Raw genomic sequence first — 20,746 nt, 5'->3', positions numbered from 1 at the left:
AGGCAAAGCCAGTGACCGAAAAACTCATCCTTGCTTCCGGCAGCCCGTTTCGCAAAGCCATGCTCGAACATGCCGGCGTGGCCGTGGATGCCATCCCGGCCGATCTCGACGAGCGCGCGCTCGAGGCGCCGCTGGCCGAAAGCGGTGCGACGCCCGAGGAAGTGGCCTTGGTGCTCGCCGAGGCAAAGGCGGTGGCAGTCAGCGAAGCACACCCTGGCCGGCTGGTGCTCGGCTGCGACCAGACGCTGTCGCTCGGCGACGAGGTGTTCCACAAGCCGGCCGACATGGAAGGGGCCCGTCGCCACCTGCTCAAGCTTTCCGGCCAGACGCATCAGCTCAACAGCGCCGTGGTTTTGGTGCGCGATGGCGAAACGATCTGGCGCCATGTCGCGGTCGCGTCGCTGACCATGCGCCAGCTCGACCCGGCTTTCATTGGCCGCCACCTTGCCCGTGTCGGCAGGAAAGCCCTGTCGAGCGTCGGCGCTTACCAGATCGAGGGCGAAGGCATCCAGCTGTTCGAAAAGGTCGAAGGTGACCACTTCACCATCGTCGGCCTGCCGCTTTTGCCGGTTCTCAAGGAACTGCGCGAGCTCGGGGCCATCGATGGCTGAGTTGAAGGCATTCGTCTGCGGCCACCCCATCGCGCATTCGCGCTCGCCGCTGATCCATAGCCATTGGCTGAAGAGCTACGGCATTGACGGCAGCTACACGGCAATCGACGTCGCTCCGACTGATTTCGCCGCGTTTCTCAGCGGTCTTGCTGCGGCTGGCCTCCGCGGCGGCAATGTCACCATCCCGCACAAGGAGGCAGCCTTCGCCGCTGTCCAGCGCCGCGACGAGGCCGCCGAGCAGATCGGCGCCGTCAACACGCTGTGGTTCGAGGATGGCGTTTTGTGGGGTGGTAACACCGACGCCTATGGTTTTGCCGCCAATCTTGATCACTTTGCGCCGGGCTGGGCCAAGGGCGATGTCGCCGTCGTGCTGGGCGCCGGCGGCGCGTCGCGGGCGATCATCCATGCGCTCAAGCAGCGCGGCTTCAACGATATCCGCATCGTCAACCGCACGGTTGCGCGCGCCGAGCAGCTTGCCGACCAGTTTGGCACCGGTATCACCGCGCATCCGCCGGCGGCGACGCCCGAACTGCTTGGCGATACATCCTTGCTGGTCAATACCACGGCCCTTGGCATGCATGGCAATGAGGGCCTGCCCGCCGACCCGGCTGGTTTGCCCGATCACGCCATCGTCACCGACATTGTCTATGTCCCGCTCGAGACACCGCTGCTCACCGCAGCCAAGTCCCGCGGCCTCAAGACGGTCGATGGTCTCGGCATGCTGCTTCACCAGGCTGTCCCGGGCTTCGAACGCTGGTTCGGCCGCCGCCCCGAGGTCACGGCCGAGTTGCGAAACCTGATCGTTGCGAACATGGACCGCAAGAAATGATCGTCCTGGGGCTGACAGGGTCGATCGGCATGGGCAAGTCGACGACAGCCAGGATGTTCGCGGAAGCCGGCGTCCCGGTCCATGATTCCGACGAGGCGGTGCATCGGCTCTATGCCGGCGACGCAGCCCCCCTGATCGAGGCGGCCTTTTCAGGCACGGTGAAAGACGGCACCGTCGACCGCACCGAACTCGCCCGTCATGTTCTGGGCGATGCAGCGGCCCTGAAGAAGCTCGAAGGCATCATCCATCCGCTTGTCCGGGCCGATGCAAATGCGTTTCTCGAGCGCAGCCGCGCCGCGGGTGCGTTGATTGCCGTTCTCGACATCCCGCTGCTGTTTGAAACCAATGGCCGCGGCCGGGTCGATAAGGTGGTGGTGGTCACCGCATCGCCGGAAATCCAGCGCGAGCGCGTTCTGGTTCGCCCAGGCATGACCGAGCAAAAATTCGAGGCGATCCTGGCCAAGCAGGTACCCGACGCTGAAAAGCGCGCGCGCGCCGACTACATCGTCGATACGGGCCAGGGCCTTGAGCCGGCCCGCGCTGCCGTTCAGGCCATCATTGCCGATTTGACGGTGGGAAAGCCCTAGGCCGGCGAATCGCCGCACTTGTCCGCCGGCTGCCCATGAGGGCATGCTCGCGGCAAGGAGAATCATCACTTGCGCGAGATCATTTTCGATACGGAAACGACCGGCCTCGACAATCGCGAGGACCGCGTGATCGAGATCGGCGGCATCGAGATGGTCAACCGCTTTCCGACCGGCCGCACCTTCCACAAATACATCAACCCGCAGGGGCGGCAGGTCCATCCGGAAGCCCAGGCCGTGCACGGCATCTCCAATGCCGATCTCGAGGGCAAGCCGACCTTCGCTGAGATCATCGACGACTTCATCGACTTCATCGACGGCGCCAAGCTTGTCGCGCACAACGGCACTTTCGATCTGGGTTTCATCAATGCCGAGTTTGCCAGGCTCGACCAGGCGGCGATCGAGGCCGAGCGCCTGATCGATACGCTGGCGCTTGCCCGCCGCAAGCACCCGATGGGCCCGAATTCGCTCGATGCGCTGTGCCGGCGCTACGGCATCGACAACAGCCGCCGTACCAAGCACGGCGCCCTGCTCGACTCCGAGCTCCTGGCCGAAGTCTATATCGAGCTGATTGGTGGCAAGCAGTCGGCGCTGGTGCTGGACAGCTTTTCGTCATCCGGTGGTAATGGCGGGTCGACGCGGCAGATCGAGATCGTCATCGCCGCCCGGCCTGAGCCGCTGCCGACCCGGCTGAGCGAGGCCGAGCTTGCCGCGCACGAGAAGCTGGTCGGCACCCTTGGCGAAAAGGCGATCTGGGCGAAGCTGCTCTCTCCGACCGAGCCAAACTGAACGCCGAGTACGAAAAAGCCCGGCGCTGAGGCCGGGCTTTCGATATCTGCGCTCTTGGGCGAGGTCTTAGCTGACCTTGACCTGCGAAGCGGCCTTTTCCTCGGCGATCTTCTGCTGGAACATCTGCGCGAAATCGATCGGATCGAGCATCAGGGGCGGGAAGCCGCCGTTGCGGGTCGCTTCGGCGATGATCTGGCGGGCGAAGGGGAACAGCAGGCGCGGGCACTCGATGAAGAGCAGCGGCAGCATGTGTTCCTGCGGGAAACCGTCGATGCGGAAGACGCCGCCATAGACCAGCTCGACGTTGAACAGCACGTCCTTGTCGAAGGCAGCCTTGGCGCTCAGCGTCAGGTTGACGTCGAACTGCTTGTCCGTCATCGGGTTGGCGTTGACGTTGACGTTGATGTTGATGCCGGGAGCCTTGTCGCGGCCGCGCAGCGAGTTCGGCGCGCCGGGGCTTTCGAAGGACAGGTCCTTTACATACTGCGCCAGCACGTTGAGCGTGGGCTGCTGTGCGTTACCGTTGCCGTTGGCGCCTTCCGGCGCTTCATTAGTGGCCATAAGCCCATGTCCTCTTGGCTCGGCCGCGGCGCGGCCCGTATTGAAATCGCGCGTTGGCTACCACGCTCGGCATGCCAAGACAAGGTTTTGCCGGCGTCGCAAGCTTCGGCCCTACTCGTCGCGGATCGAACGCCAGGGCGAATTGGGGTTGGGCTGGCGCGAAAAATCATCTTCGTCGAGATCGATGGTCTTGCCGCCGGCCGGACCGCCGCGTCGGGCAAAGCCGCCGAAATCGGTAGAGAAGCGAACCCGCTTCCCGAGGAAGCGCCAGGCCAGGGCGCGGACCGGCGGCAGGAACAGGAGGATGCCCAGAATATCGGTGATGAAGCCGGGGATCAGCAGCAGGATACCGGCCAGCACGATCATCGCGCCGTTGGCCAGCTCCTTCGAAGGGTCGCGGCCGGCGTCCATCTCGGTGCGAATCCGGGTCATGACGCCAAAACCCTGCACCCGCAGCAGGATCGAGCCGACGATGCCGCTGAGAAGGATCAGGCCGATGGTTGCCAGCACGCCGATTTCGCTGCCGACCACCACGAAGCCGGCTATTTCGAGCAAGGGCAAGGCAAGGATCAGGAGTGGCAGCATGAAGGGCGTCGATCCGGTCCGGTTTGTGTTGACGTGACAACGATATGCGGTCACAGGCATACCGCATACATCTTTAGATAGGGCGCTGCGCCTTTAATTTGAATGATCGGCGCATGCGTTCTATATGCAAAGGCTCAGGGGCGCCCCAAAAGCGCCGGCAATTGGCAGATAGTCTGGCTTTGGCCGTGAACAAGGGACGGATCGGCGGGAAGATATGGAATTCTTCGATTTCGGCACGATTTTCTTTCTGATCGCAGCGGTGGTGATCTTCTTCCAGCTGCGCAACGTGCTCGGCCGCCGCACCGGCAACGAACGCCCGCCTTTCGATCCCTACACCGCAGCGCGCAACAAGCCGCAGGACGCCAATGGCAAGTCCGAGAACGTCGTCTCGCTGCCGCGCAAGCGCGCCGCCGGCGAGCCCGCTGAAGACGCCTATGTCGCCATCGACGCCTTTGCCAAGCCCGGTACCGAGCTCAACAAGGGCCTGCGCGCCATCAAGGATGCGGATGCTTCCTTCGAGCCCAAGGGTTTTGTCGAAGGCGCCAAGATGGCCTACGAGATGATCGTCATGGCCTATGCCGACGGCGACCGCAAAACGCTCAAGAACCTGCTGTCGCGCGAGGTCTTCGATGGCTTCGTCGCGGCGATCACCGAGCGCGAGGGCCGTTCGGAAAAGATCCAGTCTTCCTTCGTCGGTATCGACAAGGCCGATATCGTTTCGGCCGAGATGAAGGGCGGCGAGGCCCATGTCACGCTTCGTATCGTCTCGGAGCTGATCTCGGCGACCCGCGACAAGGCCGGCGACGTCATCGACGGCGATCCGGAGACCGTGGCCGAGGTCAAGGATGTCTGGACCTTCGCCCGCGACACCCGCTCGCGCGACCCGAACTGGAAGCTCGTCGCCACCGAGGAAGAAGACTGATCGCGACTGGCGGGCGAAGCCCGTGCCGCTCTCGCCCGCAATCCGCCAGGTCACTTTCGCCGACCTGCCGGGCTGGCTGGAAGATGACCAGCTGGCCGCCTTCGAAGCCTTCCGGCGCTCTGCCTTTCATGTCCTGACCAAACCCTATCGCAGCGGCGCCCTTGGCGTCGCTTTCGATGCTTTTGGCCCCTCCTATGCCGAAGCCCGCGAACAACCGCCAACGACCGGCGCCAAGGCCCGCGAATTCTTCGAACGTCATTTCCAGCCAGCCTTTGTCGCGCCGGATGGCCGCGACCGTGGTCTGGTCACTGGTTTCTATGAGCCCGAAGTCGAGGCATCTCCCGTCAGGACAGAGGTTTTCCGGATACCGCTACTGTCGCGCCCGGCCGATCTCGTCGACGTTGACGATAAGAACCGCCCGGCCGGCATGGACCCCTATCTCGCTTTCGCGCGCCAGGCCCCGAATGGGCTCGTCGAACATTTCGACCGGCGGGGGATCGAACAGGGCGCCTTGTCGGGCAAGGGCCTGGAGATCGCCTGGCTGGCCGACCCGGTCGACGCCTTTTTCATCCATGTCCAGGGTGCCGCGCGCCTGCATATGACCGACGGGTCGCTGCGGCGTGTCACCTACGCCGCGAAATCCGGCCAGCGCTTTACCGGTCCCGGCGGGATTTTGGCCGGAATCGGCGAGATTCCGCTTGAGAAGGTGACGATGCAGTCGATCCGGGCCTGGTTCAAAGCCAACCCGCAGAGGATCGACGAGATCCTATGGCAGAACCGCTCCTACATCTTCTTCAGGCAGGCAGCGGTCGATGATCCCGCTCTCGGGCCGATCGCCGCGGCAAAGGTGCCGCTGACGCCGGGTCGTTCGGTCGCCGTCGATCGCCTGCTGCACACTTTTGGAACGCCGTTTTTCATCGCGGCGCCATCGCTGACCGCATTCGGGGGCAAGCCCTTTGCCCGGCTGATGATCGCCCAGGATACCGGATCGGCCATCACCGGCCAGGCGCGCGGCGACCTGTTCGCCGGATCGGGCTTCGATGCCGGGGAGATCGCTGGCGTCGTCCGCAACGATGCCGATTTCTTCGCGCTTCTGCCGAAGTCCTTGTTCGCCGGGGCCAGTTCATGAGCACGCGCCGCGAACGCAAGCTGAGCGACGAAGAACGCGTGCTGTGGAACGTCATTGCCCGGACGACCTCGCCGCTGAAGGGCAAGCGGGCGGTTGAGGTTCCCGAACTGCCTGTTGCCGTGGCTGAAAAGTCGACGGCAGCACCAGTCCAGGCGGCGCAAGTGCCGGCACCAGTGGCACCGACACCGCCGAAGCGCCAGTATGTCGCCCATTCGCTCGACGAGCCGACGCGCGACAAGCTGTCCAAGGGCCGCCTGCCGATCGAAGGCCGCGTCGACCTGCACGGCCTGACCCAGGACGAGGCCTATTCCCTGCTGCTTACCTTTTTGGCGCGGGCCCATGCCGGTGGCGTTCGCTATGTCCTCGTCATCACCGGCAAGGGCAACTCCAAGGGCGGCGACGGTGTTTTGAAGCGCATGGTTCCGGCTTGGTTGAACACGGCGCCATTCCGCATGCTGGTCTCCAGCCACGATCATGCCGCACGCCACCATGGCGGCTCGGGCGCGATCTACATCCGGCTGCGGCGGAGGACCGGCCATTGACACCGCTGGGCGAACGCATCCGCGAACTCCGGCGCGAACGCGGCGTCAGCCAGAAGGACATGGCTGCCTCCATCGGCGTCAGCGCCGCCTATCTCTCGGCGCTGGAGCATGGCCATCGCGGCGTGCCGACCTGGGCGATGATCCAGAAGATCATCGGCTACTTCAATGTCATCTGGGATGATGCCGAGGAATTGCAGAAGCTGGCCGAGGGTTCGCACCCGCGCGTCGTGGTCGACACGGCGGGGCTTTCGCCTGCCGCCACCGAACTCGCCAATCTCCTGGCCCAGGCCATCGGCGAGTTGAACGAGACCGAACTTGCCGCCCTTAACGTTCACGTCCGCCAGGCGATCGCGCGGAAGAAGCGCGGCTAAAACAGCGCCTTGAGTTCGCTGAGGCGGTCGTTGACCAGCCAACCGTAGTAATTTTCCTCTGGCACCTTGGGCGCCTCGCCGGCCGCCTCGCGCCGTTCGTTCTCGGCCTTGAGCGCGTAGGCACGCGCCTCGGGGTTACCGACATTGTAGAGCGTGGCGGTAATCCCCGGATTGCCGGAAATATCGAAGCCGGCAATGCTCTTGTAGGCGTCGATCGAGGTCTTCAGCGTCGCGGCGACGTAAGGCAGTGTCAGGTCCGGGTCCATGATCGTCTTATAGACGGCATTCGGGTCGCTCTCGTCGAGCTTGGGCAGGCGCGACACCTTGTGCACGACGTCGCTCATCTGCAGCGCCGTTAGCGGATTGAGCTGGCCGATGCCGAATGTCTGGCCGGCGTAGAACGGCTGGAAGAAGGTCGCGCTGAAGCGGTCGTTGGGATAACTGGTGCCGCCCACGGTCTTGCCGCGGAAATCCTGGTTCCAAACCCGCTCGCGGCATTCCCAAAGGTCGTAGCTGCCCGATTTGCCGCTACACTCGGCGAATTCCGGCCGCTTGATGAAATCGGAGATGTCTTCGCCCTCATAGGCGAAACGCAGCTTGCTGGAGAGGTAGGACACTGCCTTGACGTAGTAGGTCTGCAGCCGGTCGTAGGCGTCGACATTGTAGGTGTGCTCGCCGACGATGGCACCGACGATATGCATCGGGTCGATGCCGTAGTCGCGTGCCACCGACGTGATCTTGCCGCGCAGCTCGCCATCGTTCTGCAGCAGCGCATAGACCTTGCGGTACTTGGCGTCGAAGGTGGTCTTGCCTGCCCTCGTCCGCTTGGACGAGGCGCCGGGCACTTCGGGCTGTTCGACATTGACGTTGCCGGCGGCAACCACCGTCGTGGCAGCCGATGCCTGCGGCGCGCCGAAGGCTGCCGCCAGAAGAAATGCCGTGAGAAATGCGCTTTTCATATGCTGCTGTATGCCCAAGCTTTGTCCGGGCAAACTAGAAAATGCCCCACGCTTAGTCGAGGGCGTTGTCGCCCGAAGCTGCGAAACCTGGCCGAATGGTTCCATTCGGCCACAGGTCGGGATGCACGGCGGCCCTGCCGGGCCGCCGTTGGAGCTTTTAGAGGATGAACCGCGACAGGTCGGTGTTCCTCGAGAGATCGCCGACATGCTTTTCGACATAGGCAGCGTCGATCTTGACCGAGGTGCCGTTGCGATCGGGTGCGTCGTAGGAGATCTCGTCGAGCACGCGTTCCATAACCGTCTGCAGGCGCCGCGCGCCGATGTTCTCGACCGAGGCATTGAGGTCGACCGCGATACCGGCAAGCGCATCGATGGCGTCGTCGGTGAATTCAAGGTTGACGCCTTCGGTGTTCATCAGGGCGATGTACTGCTTGATCAGGCTGGCCTCCGTCTCCGTCAGGATTCGACGGAAGTCGTCTTTCTCCAGCGCGCGCAGCTCGACGCGGATCGGCAGGCGGCCCTGCAACTCCGGCAACAGGTCCGACGGCTTGGAGACGTGGAACGCACCCGAGGCGATGAACAGGATGTGGTCGGTCTTGACCTGCCCGTACTTGGTCGCAACCGTGGTGCCCTCGACCAGCGGCAAAAGGTCCCGCTGCACGCCTTCGCGCGACGGCCCGCCATGGACGTCGCCGCCCCGGGCTATCTTGTCGATCTCGTCGAGGAAGACGATGCCTTCGTTCTCGGTGACCTCGAGCGCCCGGCGGACGACCTCGTCCTGGTCGAGCAGCTTGTCGGACTCGTCGCTGATCAGAAGCCCGTAGGATTCCTTGACGGTGGTCTTGCGCGCTTTGGTGCGCTGGCCGCCCATCGCCTTCGACAGCATGTCGTTGATGTTGAGCACGCCGACATTGCCGCCGGGCATGCCGGGGATGTCGAAGCTCGGCATGCCGCCGGTGCCGGTGTCGGCGACCTGGATCTCGATTTCCTTGTCGTCGAGTTCGCCGTCGCGGAGCTTTTTCCGGAACGAGTCGCGGGTCGCCGGGCTGGCGGTCTTGCCGACCAGCGCTTCGAGCACGCGCTCCTCTGCGTTGACATGGGCGCGGGCCTCGACGTCCTCGCGCATCTTCTCGCGCACCAGGCCGATGGCGACCTCTACGAGATCGCGGATGATCTGCTCGACGTCGCGGCCGACATAGCCGACCTCGGTGAACTTGGTCGCCTCGACCTTGACGAAGGGCGCACCCGCGAGCTTCGCCAGTCGGCGCGAAATCTCGGTCTTGCCGACGCCGGTAGGTCCGATCATCAGGATGTTCTTGGGCATGACCTCTTCGCGCATCTGGCCTTCCAGCTGCTGCCGGCGCCAGCGGTTGCGCAGCGCGATCGCCACGGCGCGCTTGGCGTCCTTCTGGCCGATGATGAAGCGGTCGAGTTCGGAAACGATCTCACGGGGAGAGAATGTGGACATGGCGTTACTCTCGAATACTCAGTTGGGGCTTATGTATGGGCTGGAAGCCGTACCGCAAGGGCGCCGGGCAGCAGTGGCACAAGGGTCCGCCGCAGCGCATGCCAGCCGGCGCTGAGCAGCAGCACTAGGGCGCCGAGCACCAGCATGGTCAGCGGCACGACGCTGTCAGACAGCCCGGCGTTTACGATCAGCGAGCCGAAGGCAAAACCGGCATAGGACAGGCCGGAAACAAGGATCGCGCGCCTGTCGACGACGAGGGCGACGAGTGCCAGTCCAATGAAGATTACCAGGATGCTCCAGGCGGAGATCGCGTCGGAACCGCCCTCGCCGACCAGCCCGCTGATCAGCGGATGGACGATCAGCGGTGCTGCCAGCATGTGCAGCCAGAACGCGATGTCGGTGCGTCGGGTCTGGCGTTGCGGGTCGCTGAGGTCGAACCGCATGGCCAGTGCGAACACAGCAACGCCGCAGGCGAGCAGCAGGGGCTTGGCCGCCTGGATGGCGAAATCCGGCAAGACCATGAAAAGAATCCCGACGGCCGAGGCGACAAGGGCGGCTACGCCGGCTGCGATCGTCACCGGCACGCGGAAGCGCTGGTAGTGCAATGCGGTTGCCGCGGCGGTTGCAAGACCGGCGACAACAATCGGCAAGCCGCCGTGGTTGCCGAGACCCATGCCGATGCCGATGCTGAGGCTGGGGTTGAAGGCTTCCGCAACCGTCGAAAAGACCGCTCCGGCATAGACCAGAAGCAGCACGATGCTGGGCAGCGCCATGCGCTGCCGGCGGGTGAAGTACTCGGCCAGAAGCCAGCTCGCCACGGCGATGGCGGCGAACATGCCTGTGTTGCCGATCATGTCGCGGGAGAAATAGCCCATGGCGCCCAGAAACAGCCCGAGGCCGATGGTGACGAAGATGTCGCTGAAACCGCTGATGAACCGAAATTTTTCGTCGTCATGCGGCTCCCTGTCGAGGGGGCTCGCACTCGCACTCTCCAGGTCCCGCAGCCCTTGCGCCTGCTCTGCCGTCAGCAGCCCGTTTGCGACTGCCGCGAGCAGGGTATCGGGCGATATGCTGGGCGCTTCTGACGGCATCGCAAGATTGGTCATCACATGATCCCCGCCTGCCACTGCTTGATCGCATCGAGCGGATAGACCAGCATGATGACGTTGAGCGTCAGGTTGTCCCGGATGACGTAGCCGACGCCGATTTCAAAGATGAGGGCGAGGGCTATGATGCTCCATACAGGAAGCCGCGCGGCCATCACGAAGCCGAGTACCATCGCCAGGGTGTCGAACACCGAGTTCAGGACGCTGTCGCCGTAGTAGTCGAGGGAAATGGTCCCCTCGCGGTAGCGGTTGATGATGAAGTCGCTGTTTTCGACCAGCTCCCACGCCAGCTCGATACCGATGGCGACCGCCAGCCGGAAACCAAGCGAACTCTTGGGCGCGAGCCAGCTCAGCAGCGCATAGAACAGGAAGCCGTGGATGATGTGCGAGAAGGTGTACCAGTCGGAGATGTGTTGCGAATTCTCCGAGCTCTGCACCACCCCGTGCCACAGCTTGACGTATCCGCACTTGCAGATCGCCGGATGGCCCATCCAGTAGAGCGCGACCGCCTGCCCGGCGATCATCAGTGCTGCGACCAGCAGCCACCAGCCGAGTTTTTCGCGTTGCGCGGCGGCTTCACGGTCCTGCGATATGCTCATGCGTCGAAATCCCCCTCCTCCGCGTCGCGCGCCATCATTTGCGCGGGACCGTAAATCGACGTGCGTGTGTCGAAAGCCACGAACCCTGCCTTTTCGTAGGCCCGGATGGCCCGCTTGTTGGACGGATCCGGATCGATGATCACGCGTGGAACGCCTTCCTCGAACAACTCCTCGACGAACTGTCGCAGGATCGCCGAGCCGTGGCCTTTTCCGACCAGCTCAGACACGCCGATGGTTAGATCGACGCCGAGCGTGCCGAAAGGCTGGTCCTGGTAGGGATGGTCGTCCTCCAGATGCGGGTCGTAGCTCTGGAGGTAGCCGATCGGCTTGCCGTCCAGCTCGACGATCAGCGGCTCGACCGAGATGCTGTCGATATGTTCTTCGATCGAGGCCAGTTCTTCGGCTGCATCGCCCCACCATTCCGCGACATGCGGCGCTGCCAGCCATCTGGCCAGCAGCGGCAGGTCTTTCCTTTCGACGGGCCGGAAGTCGTAGCGCAAGGCTGGCTCAGCCGGCATCGAGCGTTTCGATGACGAAGCTGTGGTTGGTGTAGACGCAGATGTCGGCGGCGATCTGCATCGCCTTGCGGGCGATCTCCTCGGCGTCCTTGTCGGTGTCCATCAGCGCACGGGCCGCGGCCAGCGCGTAATTGCCGCCCGAGCCGATGGCCATCACGCCGAATTCGGGCTCCAGCACGTCGCCGGTGCCGGTCAGCGCCAGCGACACGTTCTTGTCGGCCACCAGCATCATCGCTTCGAGGCGGCGCAGGTAGCGGTCTGTGCGCCAATCCTTGGCGAGTTCGACGCAGGCGCGCGTCAGCTGGTCGGGATATTGCTCGAGCTTGGCCTCGAGCCTTTCGAGCAGGGTGAAGGCGTCGGCCGTGGCGCCGGCAAACCCGGCGATCACATTGCCCTTGCCGAGGCGGCGAACCTTGCGGGCATTACCCTTCATGATGGTCTGGCCGAGGCTGACCTGGCCGTCGCCGGCGATCACCACCTTGTTGCCCTTGCGCACCGTCACGATGGTCGTGGCGTGCATGCTCTGTTCGTTGGACATATGTAGCTCCGATGGCGCACGGCCCCTTCGAGGCGGCTCGTGCGTTACGAGTGGAAGTTCGATCTTATGTATGACGCGGCGCAAGGAATGCAAATCCGCATGCCGCATCACGAAATGCCCTTTCGCGGCGATTGGCAAGCGGTCGCTCATGCTGCTATTAGGCACTCGTTTTTGAGGACAAGGATCCGCCATGGCCCCCCGTTCCGCCGAAGTCAGCCGCAAGACCAAGGAAACCGAGATTTCCGTCTCGGTCCATGTCGACGGCACCGGCCGTTCGGAGATGGCGACCGGCGTCGGCTTCTTCGACCACATGCTCGACCAGCTGTCGCGGCATTCGCTGATCGACATGAAGGTCTCCGCCAAGGGCGACCTGCACATCGACGACCACCACACCGTCGAGGATTGTGGCATCGCGCTCGGCCAGGCGCTGTCCAAGGCGCTGGGCGACCGCCGCGGCATCATGCGCTATGCCTCGATCGACCTCGCCATGGACGAGACGCTGACGCGCGCCGCCATCGATGTGTCGGGCCGGCCGTTCCTGGTCTGGAACGTCGCTTTCTCGGCGCCCAAGATCGGCACCTTCGATACCGAGCTGGTGCGCGAGTTCTTCCAGGCGCTGGCCCAGAACGCCGGCATCACCCTGCATGTCACCAACCATTATGGCGCCAACAACCACCATATCGCCGAAACCTGCTTCAAGGCTGTGGCGCGCGCGCTGCGCATGGCACTTGAAAGCGATCCGCGCCAGCCTGACGCAGTACCCTCGACCAAGGGCAGCCTGAAGGGATAGCCATGGCCATCCATGTCGTCATGGAGCCGCCCGCCAAGGCGGGAACCAGCGCTTCGGAAAGCGCCGTCTTCGTTCGCGACGGCTTCCATTTCTTCGGCTTCATTGCGCCGCTGCTGTGGTTGCTGTGGCACCGGCTCTGGCTCGAGGCGGCGATGACCTTTGCTGCCACCCTGGCGCTTGCCGCGGCCAGCGAATGGGCGGGGCTGACCTTTGCCGCTCCGCTGCTGCCGCTGCTCATCTCGCTCTATGTCGGGCTCGAAGGCGGCGCGCTGCGCATCGCAGCCCTTCGCCGTGCCGGCTGGCGCCAGTGGGGCGTGGTCGAGGCGGATTCCATCGAAGACGCCGAAATGCGCTACCTCTTCGCCGCTGAATCCGACGAAGAGCCGACATCGGCTGCCGTCGCCATCTCCCCAGCCACGCCCCGGCCTCAACCTGCTGGCGGAGCGCTCGGCCTCCTGCACTATCCCGGAAGAAACTGACATGCGCGTTGCCATCATCGACTACGGCTCGGGCAATCTGCGCTCGGCGACCAAGGCCTTCGAACGTGCCGCCCGCGAGGCCGGCATAGCGGCCGAGATCGAGCTGACCGCTGATGCCGAGCGCGTGCTTTCCGCCGACCGCATCGTGCTGCCCGGCGTCGGTGCTTATGCCGATTGTGCCCGTGGCCTGCGCGCCGTCGACGGTATGTGGGACGCAGTCGAGGAGGTGGCCATCCGCAAGGCGCATCCCTTCCTCGGTATCTGCGTCGGCATGCAGCTGATGTCCGAACGCGGGCTGGAGAAAACGGTTACCAACGGCTTTGGCTGGATATCGGGCGACGTTAAGGAGATTACGCCGACCGACCCGGCCCTGAAGATTCCGCAGATTGGCTGGAACACGATTCACGTGAAACATCCGCACCCCGTCTTCGACGGCATTCCGACGGGACCAGGCGGCCTGCACGCCTATTTCGTGCATTCCTACCACCTCGACGCAACCGACGAGAGACAGGTGCTGGCCAGCGCCGACTATGGCGGCCGGGTCACTGCCGCGGTGGCGCGCGACAACCTGGTCGGCACGCAGTTTCATCCTGAAAAGAGCCAGGCGCTTGGCCTTGCCCTCATCGCCAATTTCCTGAGGTGGAAGCCATGATCCTCTTTCCGGCCATCGACCTCAAGGACGGCCAGTGCGTGCGCCTCAAGCTTGGCGACATGGACCAGGCGACCGTCTACAACAACGATCCCGCCGCCCAGGCGAAAGCCTTCGAGGACCAGGGCTTCGAATGGCTGCATGTCGTCGACCTCAACGGCGCCTTTGCCGGCGAGAGCGTCAACGGTGCGGCCGTCGAGGCAATCCTCAAGGCGACGAAGAACCCGGTCCAGCTCGGCGGCGGCATCCGTACGCTTGCCCATATCGAGAGCTGGCTGGAAAAGGGCCTCGCCCGCGTCATCCTCGGCACGGTCGCCGTGCGCGACCCCGAACTGGTCAAGGAAGCTTGCAGGAAATTCCCCGGCAAGGTCGCCGTCGGCATCGATGCCAAGGGCGGCAAGGTCGCTGTCGAAGGCTGGGCCGAAGCGTCGAGCCTCGGCGTCGTCGAGTTGGCGAAGAAGTTCGAGGGTGCCGGCGTCGCCGCCATCATCTACACCGATATCGACCGCGACGGGGTGCTTGCCGGCATCAACTGGGATTCGACCATCGACCTCGCCGAGGCCGTGTCGATCCCGGTCATTGCCTCGGGCGGTCTCGCATCGCTCGCCGACATCGTCCGCATGACCATGCCGGATGCGAAAAAGCTCGAAGGTGCCATTTCCGGCCGCGCGCTTTATGACGGCCGCATCGACCCCGCTGAGGCGCTGGCCATCCTGCGCGGCACTCTGAAGCCTGAACCCGGACTGTTCGAGGAACGGAAATGACCCTCAAGGCCCGTGTCATCCCCTGCCTCGACGTCAAGGACGGCCGCGTCGTCAAGGGGGTGCAGTTCGTCGATCTAATCGACGCCGGCGATCCGGTCGAGGCCGCCAAGGCCTATGATGCCGCCGGTGCCGACGAACTCTGCTTCCTCGACATCACCGCTTCTTCCGACAACCGCGAGACCATCTTCGACGTCATCGCCCGTACCGCCGAGCAGTGCTTCATGCCGCTGACCGTCGGCGGCGGCGTGCGCCAGGTCGCCGACATCCGCAAGCTGCTGCTTGCCGGCGCCGACAAGGTGTCGATCAATACGGCTGCCGTGAAGAACCCCGACTTTGTCGCCGAGGCCGCCGACAAGTTCGGCAACCAGTGCATCGTCGTTGCCATCGACGCCAAGAAGGTTTCGGTGGCGAATGAAGCTGATCGCTGGGAGATCTTCACCCATGGCGGCCGCGAGCGCACCGGCATCGATGCGGTCGAGTTCGCCCGCAAGGTCGTCGATCTCGGCGCCGGTGAAATCCTGCTCACGTCGATGGACCGCGACGGCACCAAGATCGGCTACGACATCGACCTCACCCGTGCGGTGGCGGACGCCGTGCGAGCGCCGGTCATCGCTTCGGGCGGCGTCGGCAACCTCGACCACATGGTCGACGGCATCCGCGAGGGACATGCGACGGCGGTTCTTGCCGCTTCGATCTTCCATTTCGGCACCTACACCATTGCCGAGGCCAAGGCGCACATGGCAAAAGCGGGTTTGCCGATGCGGCTCGACCCGATTGGCTGACTTTGTTGCCGAGGCCAAGATGAGCGGATTTTCCCTTGCCGACCTGGAAAAGATCGTCACCGAGCGGGCACGTTCGGGCGATGCCAATTCATGGACCGCCAAGCTTTACCAGGGCGGCATGGAGCGGGCGGCCAAGAAGCTTGGCGAAGAGGCGGTCGAGACCGTCATCGCCGCGGTCAAGGGTGACGATCGTGCCCTCGTTTCGGAAAGCGCCGATCTCCTTTATCATTGGCTCGTCGTGCTGGCTGTCGCCGGCGTCCCGATGGCCGAGGTGATGACCGAGCTCGAGCGCCGCACCTCGCAGTCGGGTGTCGCCGAGAAGGCAGCGCGGAAGAACGAGGGCTGACCACTGGTCAGGTCCCGCAGGGGAGGTTCGATGGATCAACTCGCGCCGACGGACAAATACTCACCCTATTGGTTCTTCTCGGCCGAGCATTGGGCCGGTTTCGGCGCCGACATGTCGATGACCCTGACCCAAGACGAGGTGGCGCGGCTGAGCTCGATGTACGAGCCCATCGATCTCATCGAGGTCCGGCGCATCTACCTGTCGCTGTCGCGTCTGCTCTCCGCCCATGTCGAGACCAGCCAGCAGCTGTTTCGCCAGCGCCAGCGCTTCTTCAACTCGGACAAGAAGGGCACCAAGACGCCCTTCATCATCGGCATGGCGGGGTCGGTCGCCGTCGGCAAGTCGACCACCGCGCGTATCCTCAAGGAACTGCTCACCCGCTGGCCGTCGAGCCCGAAGGTCGATCTCGTCACCACCGACGGCTTCCTCTACCCCAACGACGTGCTGCGCCGCGACAGCCTGATGGAGCGCAAGGGTTTCCCCGACAGCTACGATGTCGGTGCGCTGCTGCGCTTCCTCTCGGCGATCAAGTCGGGCCAGCCCAATGTGCGCGCGCCCGTCTACTCGCACCTGACCTACGACGTGATGCCGGGCGAGTTCGTCACCGTCGACCGGCCCGACATCCTGATCTTCGAGGGCATCAACGTGCTGCAGCCGCGCGAACTGCCCAAGGACGGCAACTTCGTGCCTTTCGTCTCCGATTTCTTCGACTTCTCGATCTACATCGACGCCGATGAGAGCATCATCCACGAGTGGTACATCGACCGCTTCATGCGGCTGCGCGAGACCGCTTTCCGCAATCCGCAGTCTTTCTTCCATCGCTACTCGCAGCTGTCGGAGGATGCGGCCCGCGCCATTGCCGAGGGGCTGTGGGCCAACATCAACCTGAAGAACCTGCGCGAGAACATCCTGCCCACCCGGCCGCGCGCCGACCTCATCCTCAAGAAGGGTGCCGGCCATCTCGTCGAGGAAGTGGCGATCCGCAAGCTCTGAAGGTCTTTTTGTTGGAGCATGGTCTTGTCCGAAAACCGGGGCCACTTTTCGGGGATGCTCTAGGCCGGCCGCGTCACGCGTCTTAGCGTGAGATTGATCCGCCCGCCCTGCTTCAGCAGCGCCGATGTCATCGGGTAGATGCGGTCGACGCCATGGAACGCCAGCCGCCCCTCCCCGCCGAGCACGACGACGTCTCCGCTTTCCAGCCTGAACGACACGGTGCGATCGTCGCGCCTCGTGCCGCCGACGCGGAACAGGCAGGCGTCGCCCAACGACACCGACACCACGGGTGCGGCGAACTCCCGCTCGTCGCGATCCTGGTGCAGGCCCATCTTCGCAGTGTCCGTGTAGAAATTGACGAGGCAGGCTTCCGGAGGATGCGGATAGCCCGAGACCTCGCGCCAAAGCGCAAGCAGCGCCTCGGGGATCGGCGGCCACGGTTCGCCTGTGACGGGATGGGTCGGCTGGTAGCGGTAACCGCCCTCCTTGTCGGTGACCCAGCCCAGCGAGCCGCAATTGGTCATCCTGACGCTCATTTCCTTGCCGGTCTTCGGCATGGCCGGCGTGTAGAGCGGTGCAGCCTTCACCACCTCGCGGATGCTCTCGACCAGGCTCTCCTGCACGTCGCGCGAGAGAAAGCCGGGCATGTGGCGGACGCCTTTGGGCAATACGAGCACGGTTCAGGTCCAGTTGGGTTGTCGCAGGCGACAATGTCAGCCGAAATGCAAAACGGCGACCCGAAAGCCGCCGTCCGCGAAATGATTTGTGCGAGGCGAGGTTACGCAGTCGCGATATCGGGGATGCGCAGCACCTGGCCCGGATAGATCTTGTCGGGGTGCGTCAGCATCGGCTTGTTGGCTTCGAAGATGACGGTGTATTTCGATGCCTTGCCTTTGCCGTACTGGGCTTCGGCGATCTTCGACAGGTTGTCGCCCTTCTTGACGGTGTAGAACACCGGCGCCTTGGCCGGCGTCGCCGCCTTGACCAGCTCGGTCATGTCGACCTTGCTGTCGAGCTTGAGACCGGAATCGGGCGCCACCACCTTCAACTCGTCGGCCTGCACCTTGGAGACGCCGAGCGTGTTGCCGACGGCGATCACCGCCTTTTCGAAGATCGACTGGTCCTTGACCACGCCTGTCAGCACTGCGGTATCGCCCTTGACCACCACCTGAACGTTGTCGGTGCCGAGCTTGTGCGAATCGAGCTCCTTCTTCAGCGTGTCGGCGCTCGGTGCCTCGTCGTCGCCGAAGCCAAGCTTCTTGCCGACATTCTTGACGAAATCGAACATGCCCATTCGTAGTCTCCCTTGCTGTGGCATTCGCCGGAGCTTGGCACCTGCCTTGCCAAAATGGAAGCGGGATTGATCCCCAAGGCTTAATCGCCGTCGACGCGCCCGCGCAGCTTCTTGACCGTCGAGCGGCCGGCCTTGCTTTTCAGCCTTCGCTCGACCGAGCCCTTTGTCGGCCTGGTCTTCTTGCGCGGCGGCGGTGGCGGCTCGGCAGCCTTGGCGACAAGTGCCACCAGCCGCGCCCTGGCGTCGGCCCGGTTCTGCTCCTGGGTGCGGTAGCGCCCCGCCTCGATGACGATCACGCCCTCCTTGGTCGCCTTCTGGCCCGCGAACTTTATGGTGCGCTCGCGCACGCGCTCGGGCAGGCCCGGCGCATTGGCCGCATCGAAGCGCAGCTGCACGGCTGTGGCGACCTTGTTGACGTTCTGGCCGCCCGGCCCCGACGAGCGGATGAAGTTCTCCTCGAGGTCGTCGGGATGGATGACCACGTCATTGGCAATGATGATCTTGTCGTCGGCGCTCATGCGCCAAGTCATGCCGTGGTGCGGCCGAAAAGAAAAGGCCCAGCACTTGGCCGGGCCTTTTCGAGATCGTTACGCCAGGTGCCGTGGTTATTCGGCGGCTTCCTGCGTGCGCGGTGCCGCGCCGCGCACCGAGGCGTCGACATGGCTTTCGAACTTGCCGAAATTGTCGATGAACATCGACACCAGCTTGCTGGCCTGGCGGTCATAGGCAGCGCCGTCGGCCCAGGTCGAACGCGGGTCGAGGATCTTGCCGTCGACGCCGGGAACCGAAACCGGCACGGCGAAGCCGAAATGGGCATCGGTGCGGAATTCGACCCCATTGAGCGAGCCGTCGAGGGCGGCAGTGAGCAGCGCGCGCGTCGCCTTGATCGGCATGCGCGAACCCGTGCCATAGGCGCCGCCGGTCCAGCCGGTGTTGACCAGCCAGCAATTGACGCCGTGGTCGGAGATCAGCTGGCGCAGCAGGTTGCCGTATTCGCTGGGGTGCCTGGGCATGAACGGTGCGCCGAAGCAGGTCGAGAACGTCGCTTCCGGCTCGGTCACGCCGCGCTCGGTGCCGGCGACCTTGGCGGTATAGCCGGACAGGAAGTGGTACATCGCCTGCGCCGGCGTCAGCTTTGCGATGGGCGGCATCACGCCGAAGGCGTCGGCCGTCAGCATGATGATGTTCTTCGGGTGGCTGGCGCGCCCGGTGGCGCTGGCATTCGGGATGAAGTCGAGCGGATAGGCGCAACGGGTGTTTTCGGTACGCGAGCCGTCGTTGAAGTCAGGCACGCGGTTCTCGTCGAGCACGACGTTCTCGAGCACCGTGCCGAAACGCTGGGTCGTCGCAAAGATTTCCGGCTCGGCTTCGGCCGACAGGCGAATGGTCTTGGCGTAGCAGCCGCCTTCGAAGTTGAAGATGCCGTCCGGGCCCCAGCCATGCTCGTCGTCGCCGATCAGCGTGCGCTTGGGATCGGCCGACAGCGTCGTCTTGCCGGTTCCCGACAGGCCGAAGAACACGGCGGCGTCGCCATCGGGCCCTTCATTGGCCGAGCAGTGCATGGGCATCACGCCGCCCGCCGGCAGGATGTAGTTGAGCGCGGTGAAGACCGACTTCTTCATCTCGCCGGCATATTTGGTGCCGCCGATGAGCACGATCATGCGCGTCAGATCGACCGCGATCAGCGTCTCGCTGCGGCCGCCATGGCGCGCCGTGTCGGCCCGGAACGACGGCAGGTCGATGATCGTCATCTTCGGCGCGAAGCCGGCCAGTTCAGCCGTTTCCGGGCGGATCAGCAGGTTGCGGATGAACATCGAGTGCCAGGCGTATTCGGTGATGACGCGCGTCGGCAGGCTGAGCGAGCGGTCGGCGCCGCCGATCAGGTCCTGGACGAACAGGTCCTTGTCGGCCGCATGGGCCAGGAAATCTGCATGCAGCGCGTCGAACTGCGCTCGCATCATCGCATTGTTGTTGTCCCACCAGACCTGGGACTCGGTGTTTTCGTCGCGCACGACGAACTTGTCCTTGGGCGAGCGGCCGGTGTACTGCCCCGTGTCGGCAACGAGCGCGCCATGGGCAGTCAGCCGGGCCTCGCCGCGACGGACCGCCTCTTCGACCAGCAGGGCAGCGCCAAGGTTGTAATGCACGGTGCCCGACGTTTTGAGCCCTGCCGTTTCGATCCCGTTGGCGGGATTACGCTTACCGACTTCCGACATTCGGTGAACCCTCGTTCGATTTGACGCCAATGTCCGGTCTGCGGGCCGGACGCCGCTGTCCCCGAGGGACCGAGGCAGCCAGAAACAGAAAAGCCAAGCGATTTCAAATCATTAATCGATTTAAATATTTTAGAATTTATCTAAATCGTTTAAATGACGGGGATTAGTCCTACCTTGCCGGGTAGGCAGGCAGGTTTTTTGTTCGAGCTTTTTTCGAGGCGCCCCATATAGGAAGCTAACTGGTTGCGGTGGTTGCGCTCCCCTTCATCGGGGGGTATGCCACATTTTGTACCTAATTTGTCCTGCACAAGCCCTGCTCTGA

The 20,746-nt window shown here is 63.9% G+C and carries 27 protein-coding genes; 15 read left to right on the top strand and 12 right to left on the bottom strand.

Translation table 11 applies throughout. The annotated features are described in order from the left end of the window. Window positions 1–11 precede the first annotated feature (11 nt). The 4 genes from O1Y97_RS03810 (at window position 12) to dnaQ (ending at window position 2,813) form a co-directional block, all read left to right on the top strand. Complete coding sequence (locus tag O1Y97_RS03810; RefSeq protein ID WP_183263335.1) at window positions 12–611, top strand: Maf-like protein; 600 nt, start codon at window positions 12–14, stop codon at window positions 609–611. Then, a complete protein-coding gene (locus tag O1Y97_RS03805; RefSeq protein ID WP_318763143.1) occupies window positions 604–1,440 on the top strand; it encodes a shikimate dehydrogenase in 837 nt (278 codons plus the stop codon). Before O1Y97_RS03810 ends, O1Y97_RS03805 begins: the two co-directional genes overlap by 8 nt. Then, a complete protein-coding gene (coaE, locus tag O1Y97_RS03800) occupies window positions 1,437–2,027 on the top strand; it encodes a dephospho-CoA kinase (protein WP_318763142.1) in 591 nt (196 codons plus the stop codon). Before O1Y97_RS03805 ends, coaE begins: the two co-directional genes overlap by 4 nt. A 69-nt stretch (window positions 2,028–2,096) precedes the next feature. After that, a complete protein-coding gene (gene dnaQ / locus O1Y97_RS03795) occupies window positions 2,097–2,813 on the top strand; it encodes a DNA polymerase III subunit epsilon (protein ID WP_318763141.1) in 717 nt (238 codons plus the stop codon). Between the two features lie 66 nt (window positions 2,814–2,879). Here the strand turns inward: dnaQ and secB are convergent, their stop codons facing one another. Together secB and O1Y97_RS03785 are read right to left on the bottom strand one after the other, a co-directional pair. Continuing rightward, a complete protein-coding gene (gene secB / locus O1Y97_RS03790) occupies window positions 2,880–3,374 on the bottom strand; it encodes a protein-export chaperone SecB (protein ID WP_055981830.1) in 495 nt (164 codons plus the stop codon). Window positions 3,375–3,485: 111 nt separating this feature from the next. Continuing rightward, window positions 3,486–3,959 (bottom strand): FxsA family protein, encoded by a 474-nt coding sequence (locus O1Y97_RS03785; protein WP_108606153.1) that lies wholly within the window; start codon window positions 3,957–3,959, stop codon window positions 3,486–3,488. A 214-nt stretch (window positions 3,960–4,173) separates the two neighbouring features. On the opposite strand from O1Y97_RS03785, the gene O1Y97_RS03780 reads away from it, so the two are divergent. The 4 genes from O1Y97_RS03780 to O1Y97_RS03765 are packed head-to-tail and all read left to right on the top strand — an operon-like array spanning window position 4,174 to window position 6,923. After that, entirely contained in the window at window positions 4,174–4,881 is a 708-nt protein-coding gene (locus tag O1Y97_RS03780; protein ID WP_108606152.1) for a Tim44/TimA family putative adaptor protein, read from the top strand. A 22-nt stretch (window positions 4,882–4,903) separates the two neighbouring features. Further along, the gene (gene mltA / locus O1Y97_RS03775) at window positions 4,904–6,010 is read left to right on the top strand and encodes a murein transglycosylase A (protein ID WP_318763140.1); all 1,107 of its coding nucleotides are present in this window, start codon (window positions 4,904–4,906) and stop codon (window positions 6,008–6,010) included. After that, a complete protein-coding gene (locus O1Y97_RS03770) occupies window positions 6,007–6,552 on the top strand; it encodes a Smr/MutS family protein (RefSeq protein WP_318763139.1) in 546 nt (181 codons plus the stop codon). Before mltA ends, O1Y97_RS03770 begins: the two co-directional genes overlap by 4 nt. Beyond that, window positions 6,549–6,923: a helix-turn-helix domain-containing protein gene (locus tag O1Y97_RS03765; RefSeq protein ID WP_108606149.1), complete on the top strand. Its 375-nt coding sequence runs from the start codon at window positions 6,549–6,551 to the stop codon at window positions 6,921–6,923. Before O1Y97_RS03770 ends, O1Y97_RS03765 begins: the two co-directional genes overlap by 4 nt. Here O1Y97_RS03765 and O1Y97_RS03760 read toward each other — a convergent pair. The 6 genes from O1Y97_RS03760 to hslV all read right to left on the bottom strand — a co-directional run bounded on the left by O1Y97_RS03760 (window position 6,920) and on the right by hslV (window position 12,111). After that, a complete protein-coding gene (locus O1Y97_RS03760; RefSeq protein ID WP_108606148.1) occupies window positions 6,920–7,882 on the bottom strand; it encodes a DUF1402 family protein in 963 nt (320 codons plus the stop codon). The genes O1Y97_RS03765 and O1Y97_RS03760 overlap by 4 nt on opposite strands. A 157-nt stretch (window positions 7,883–8,039) precedes the next feature. Beyond that, window positions 8,040–9,350, bottom strand: coding sequence for an ATP-dependent protease ATPase subunit HslU (gene hslU / locus O1Y97_RS03755; protein ID WP_318763138.1), 1,311 nt, complete (start codon window positions 9,348–9,350; stop codon window positions 8,040–8,042). A 29-nt stretch (window positions 9,351–9,379) separates the two neighbouring features. Continuing rightward, window positions 9,380–10,456, bottom strand: coding sequence for a hypothetical protein (locus tag O1Y97_RS03750; RefSeq protein WP_318763137.1), 1,077 nt, complete (start codon window positions 10,454–10,456; stop codon window positions 9,380–9,382). After that, a complete protein-coding gene (locus tag O1Y97_RS03745) occupies window positions 10,456–11,055 on the bottom strand; it encodes a DUF2585 domain-containing protein (protein ID WP_318763136.1) in 600 nt (199 codons plus the stop codon). The genes O1Y97_RS03750 and O1Y97_RS03745 overlap by 1 nt, the downstream gene beginning before the upstream one ends. Beyond that, window positions 11,052–11,573 carry a GNAT family N-acetyltransferase gene (locus O1Y97_RS03740; RefSeq protein ID WP_108606145.1) on the bottom strand — a complete coding sequence of 174 codons (522 nt, stop codon included), beginning with the start codon at window positions 11,571–11,573 and terminating at the stop codon, window positions 11,052–11,054. The genes O1Y97_RS03745 and O1Y97_RS03740 overlap by 4 nt, the downstream gene beginning before the upstream one ends. After that, window positions 11,563–12,111 (bottom strand): ATP-dependent protease subunit HslV, encoded by a 549-nt coding sequence (gene hslV, locus O1Y97_RS03735; protein ID WP_108606144.1) that lies wholly within the window; start codon window positions 12,109–12,111, stop codon window positions 11,563–11,565. The genes O1Y97_RS03740 and hslV overlap by 11 nt, the downstream gene beginning before the upstream one ends. A 190-nt stretch (window positions 12,112–12,301) precedes the next feature. Between hslV and hisB the strand changes: the two genes are divergently transcribed. Genes hisB through coaA form a run of 7 tightly spaced genes read left to right on the top strand, consistent with a single transcriptional unit; the run spans window position 12,302 to window position 16,914 of the window. Beyond that, window positions 12,302–12,901, top strand: a complete 600-nt coding sequence (gene hisB, locus O1Y97_RS03730; protein WP_108606143.1) for an imidazoleglycerol-phosphate dehydratase HisB — start codon at window positions 12,302–12,304, stop codon at window positions 12,899–12,901. Window positions 12,902–12,903: 2 nt separating this feature from the next. Next, on the top strand, window positions 12,904–13,380 hold the full coding sequence (locus O1Y97_RS03725) for a DUF2628 domain-containing protein (RefSeq protein ID WP_318763135.1): 477 nt from the start codon (window positions 12,904–12,906) through the stop codon (window positions 13,378–13,380). 1 nt (window position 13,381) lies between these two features. Beyond that, on the top strand, window positions 13,382–14,032 hold the full coding sequence (hisH, locus tag O1Y97_RS03720; protein ID WP_318763134.1) for an imidazole glycerol phosphate synthase subunit HisH: 651 nt from the start codon (window positions 13,382–13,384) through the stop codon (window positions 14,030–14,032). Further along, window positions 14,029–14,793 (top strand): 1-(5-phosphoribosyl)-5-[(5-phosphoribosylamino)methylideneamino]imidazole-4-carboxamide isomerase, encoded by a 765-nt coding sequence (gene hisA / locus O1Y97_RS03715; RefSeq protein ID WP_318763133.1) that lies wholly within the window; start codon window positions 14,029–14,031, stop codon window positions 14,791–14,793. The genes hisH and hisA overlap by 4 nt, the downstream gene beginning before the upstream one ends. Continuing rightward, the gene (gene hisF, locus O1Y97_RS03710) at window positions 14,790–15,575 is read left to right on the top strand and encodes an imidazole glycerol phosphate synthase subunit HisF (RefSeq protein WP_318763132.1); all 786 of its coding nucleotides are present in this window, start codon (window positions 14,790–14,792) and stop codon (window positions 15,573–15,575) included. Before hisA ends, hisF begins: the two co-directional genes overlap by 4 nt. A gap of 19 nt (window positions 15,576–15,594) precedes the next feature. Next, window positions 15,595–15,921 carry a phosphoribosyl-ATP diphosphatase gene (locus O1Y97_RS03705; protein WP_108609620.1) on the top strand — a complete coding sequence of 109 codons (327 nt, stop codon included), beginning with the start codon at window positions 15,595–15,597 and terminating at the stop codon, window positions 15,919–15,921. A gap of 30 nt (window positions 15,922–15,951) precedes the next feature. Then, window positions 15,952–16,914: a type I pantothenate kinase gene (gene coaA / locus O1Y97_RS03700; RefSeq protein WP_318763131.1), complete on the top strand. Its 963-nt coding sequence runs from the start codon at window positions 15,952–15,954 to the stop codon at window positions 16,912–16,914. Between the two features lie 59 nt (window positions 16,915–16,973). Here the strand turns inward: coaA and O1Y97_RS03695 are convergent, their stop codons facing one another. The 4 genes from O1Y97_RS03695 to O1Y97_RS03680 form a co-directional block, all read right to left on the bottom strand. After that, on the bottom strand, window positions 16,974–17,591 hold the full coding sequence (locus tag O1Y97_RS03695) for an alpha-ketoglutarate-dependent dioxygenase AlkB family protein (protein WP_183263321.1): 618 nt from the start codon (window positions 17,589–17,591) through the stop codon (window positions 16,974–16,976). A gap of 101 nt (window positions 17,592–17,692) precedes the next feature. After that, the gene (gene lysM / locus O1Y97_RS03690; RefSeq protein ID WP_055981896.1) at window positions 17,693–18,208 is read right to left on the bottom strand and encodes a peptidoglycan-binding protein LysM; all 516 of its coding nucleotides are present in this window, start codon (window positions 18,206–18,208) and stop codon (window positions 17,693–17,695) included. 80 nt (window positions 18,209–18,288) lie between these two features. After that, complete coding sequence (arfB, locus tag O1Y97_RS03685; RefSeq protein WP_318763130.1) at window positions 18,289–18,726, bottom strand: alternative ribosome rescue aminoacyl-tRNA hydrolase ArfB; 438 nt, start codon at window positions 18,724–18,726, stop codon at window positions 18,289–18,291. 87 nt (window positions 18,727–18,813) lie between these two features. Further along, window positions 18,814–20,424, bottom strand: a complete 1,611-nt coding sequence (locus O1Y97_RS03680; protein WP_318763129.1) for a phosphoenolpyruvate carboxykinase — start codon at window positions 20,422–20,424, stop codon at window positions 18,814–18,816. Window positions 20,425–20,746 lie beyond the last annotated feature (322 nt).

This window comes from Aminobacter niigataensis (genome assembly GCF_946995915.1).
GTDB lineage: Bacteria > Pseudomonadota > Alphaproteobacteria > Rhizobiales > Rhizobiaceae > Aminobacter > Aminobacter niigataensis.
The sequence above is the reverse complement of the archived record's forward strand: the minus strand, read 5'-3'. Positions and strand labels throughout refer to the sequence as shown.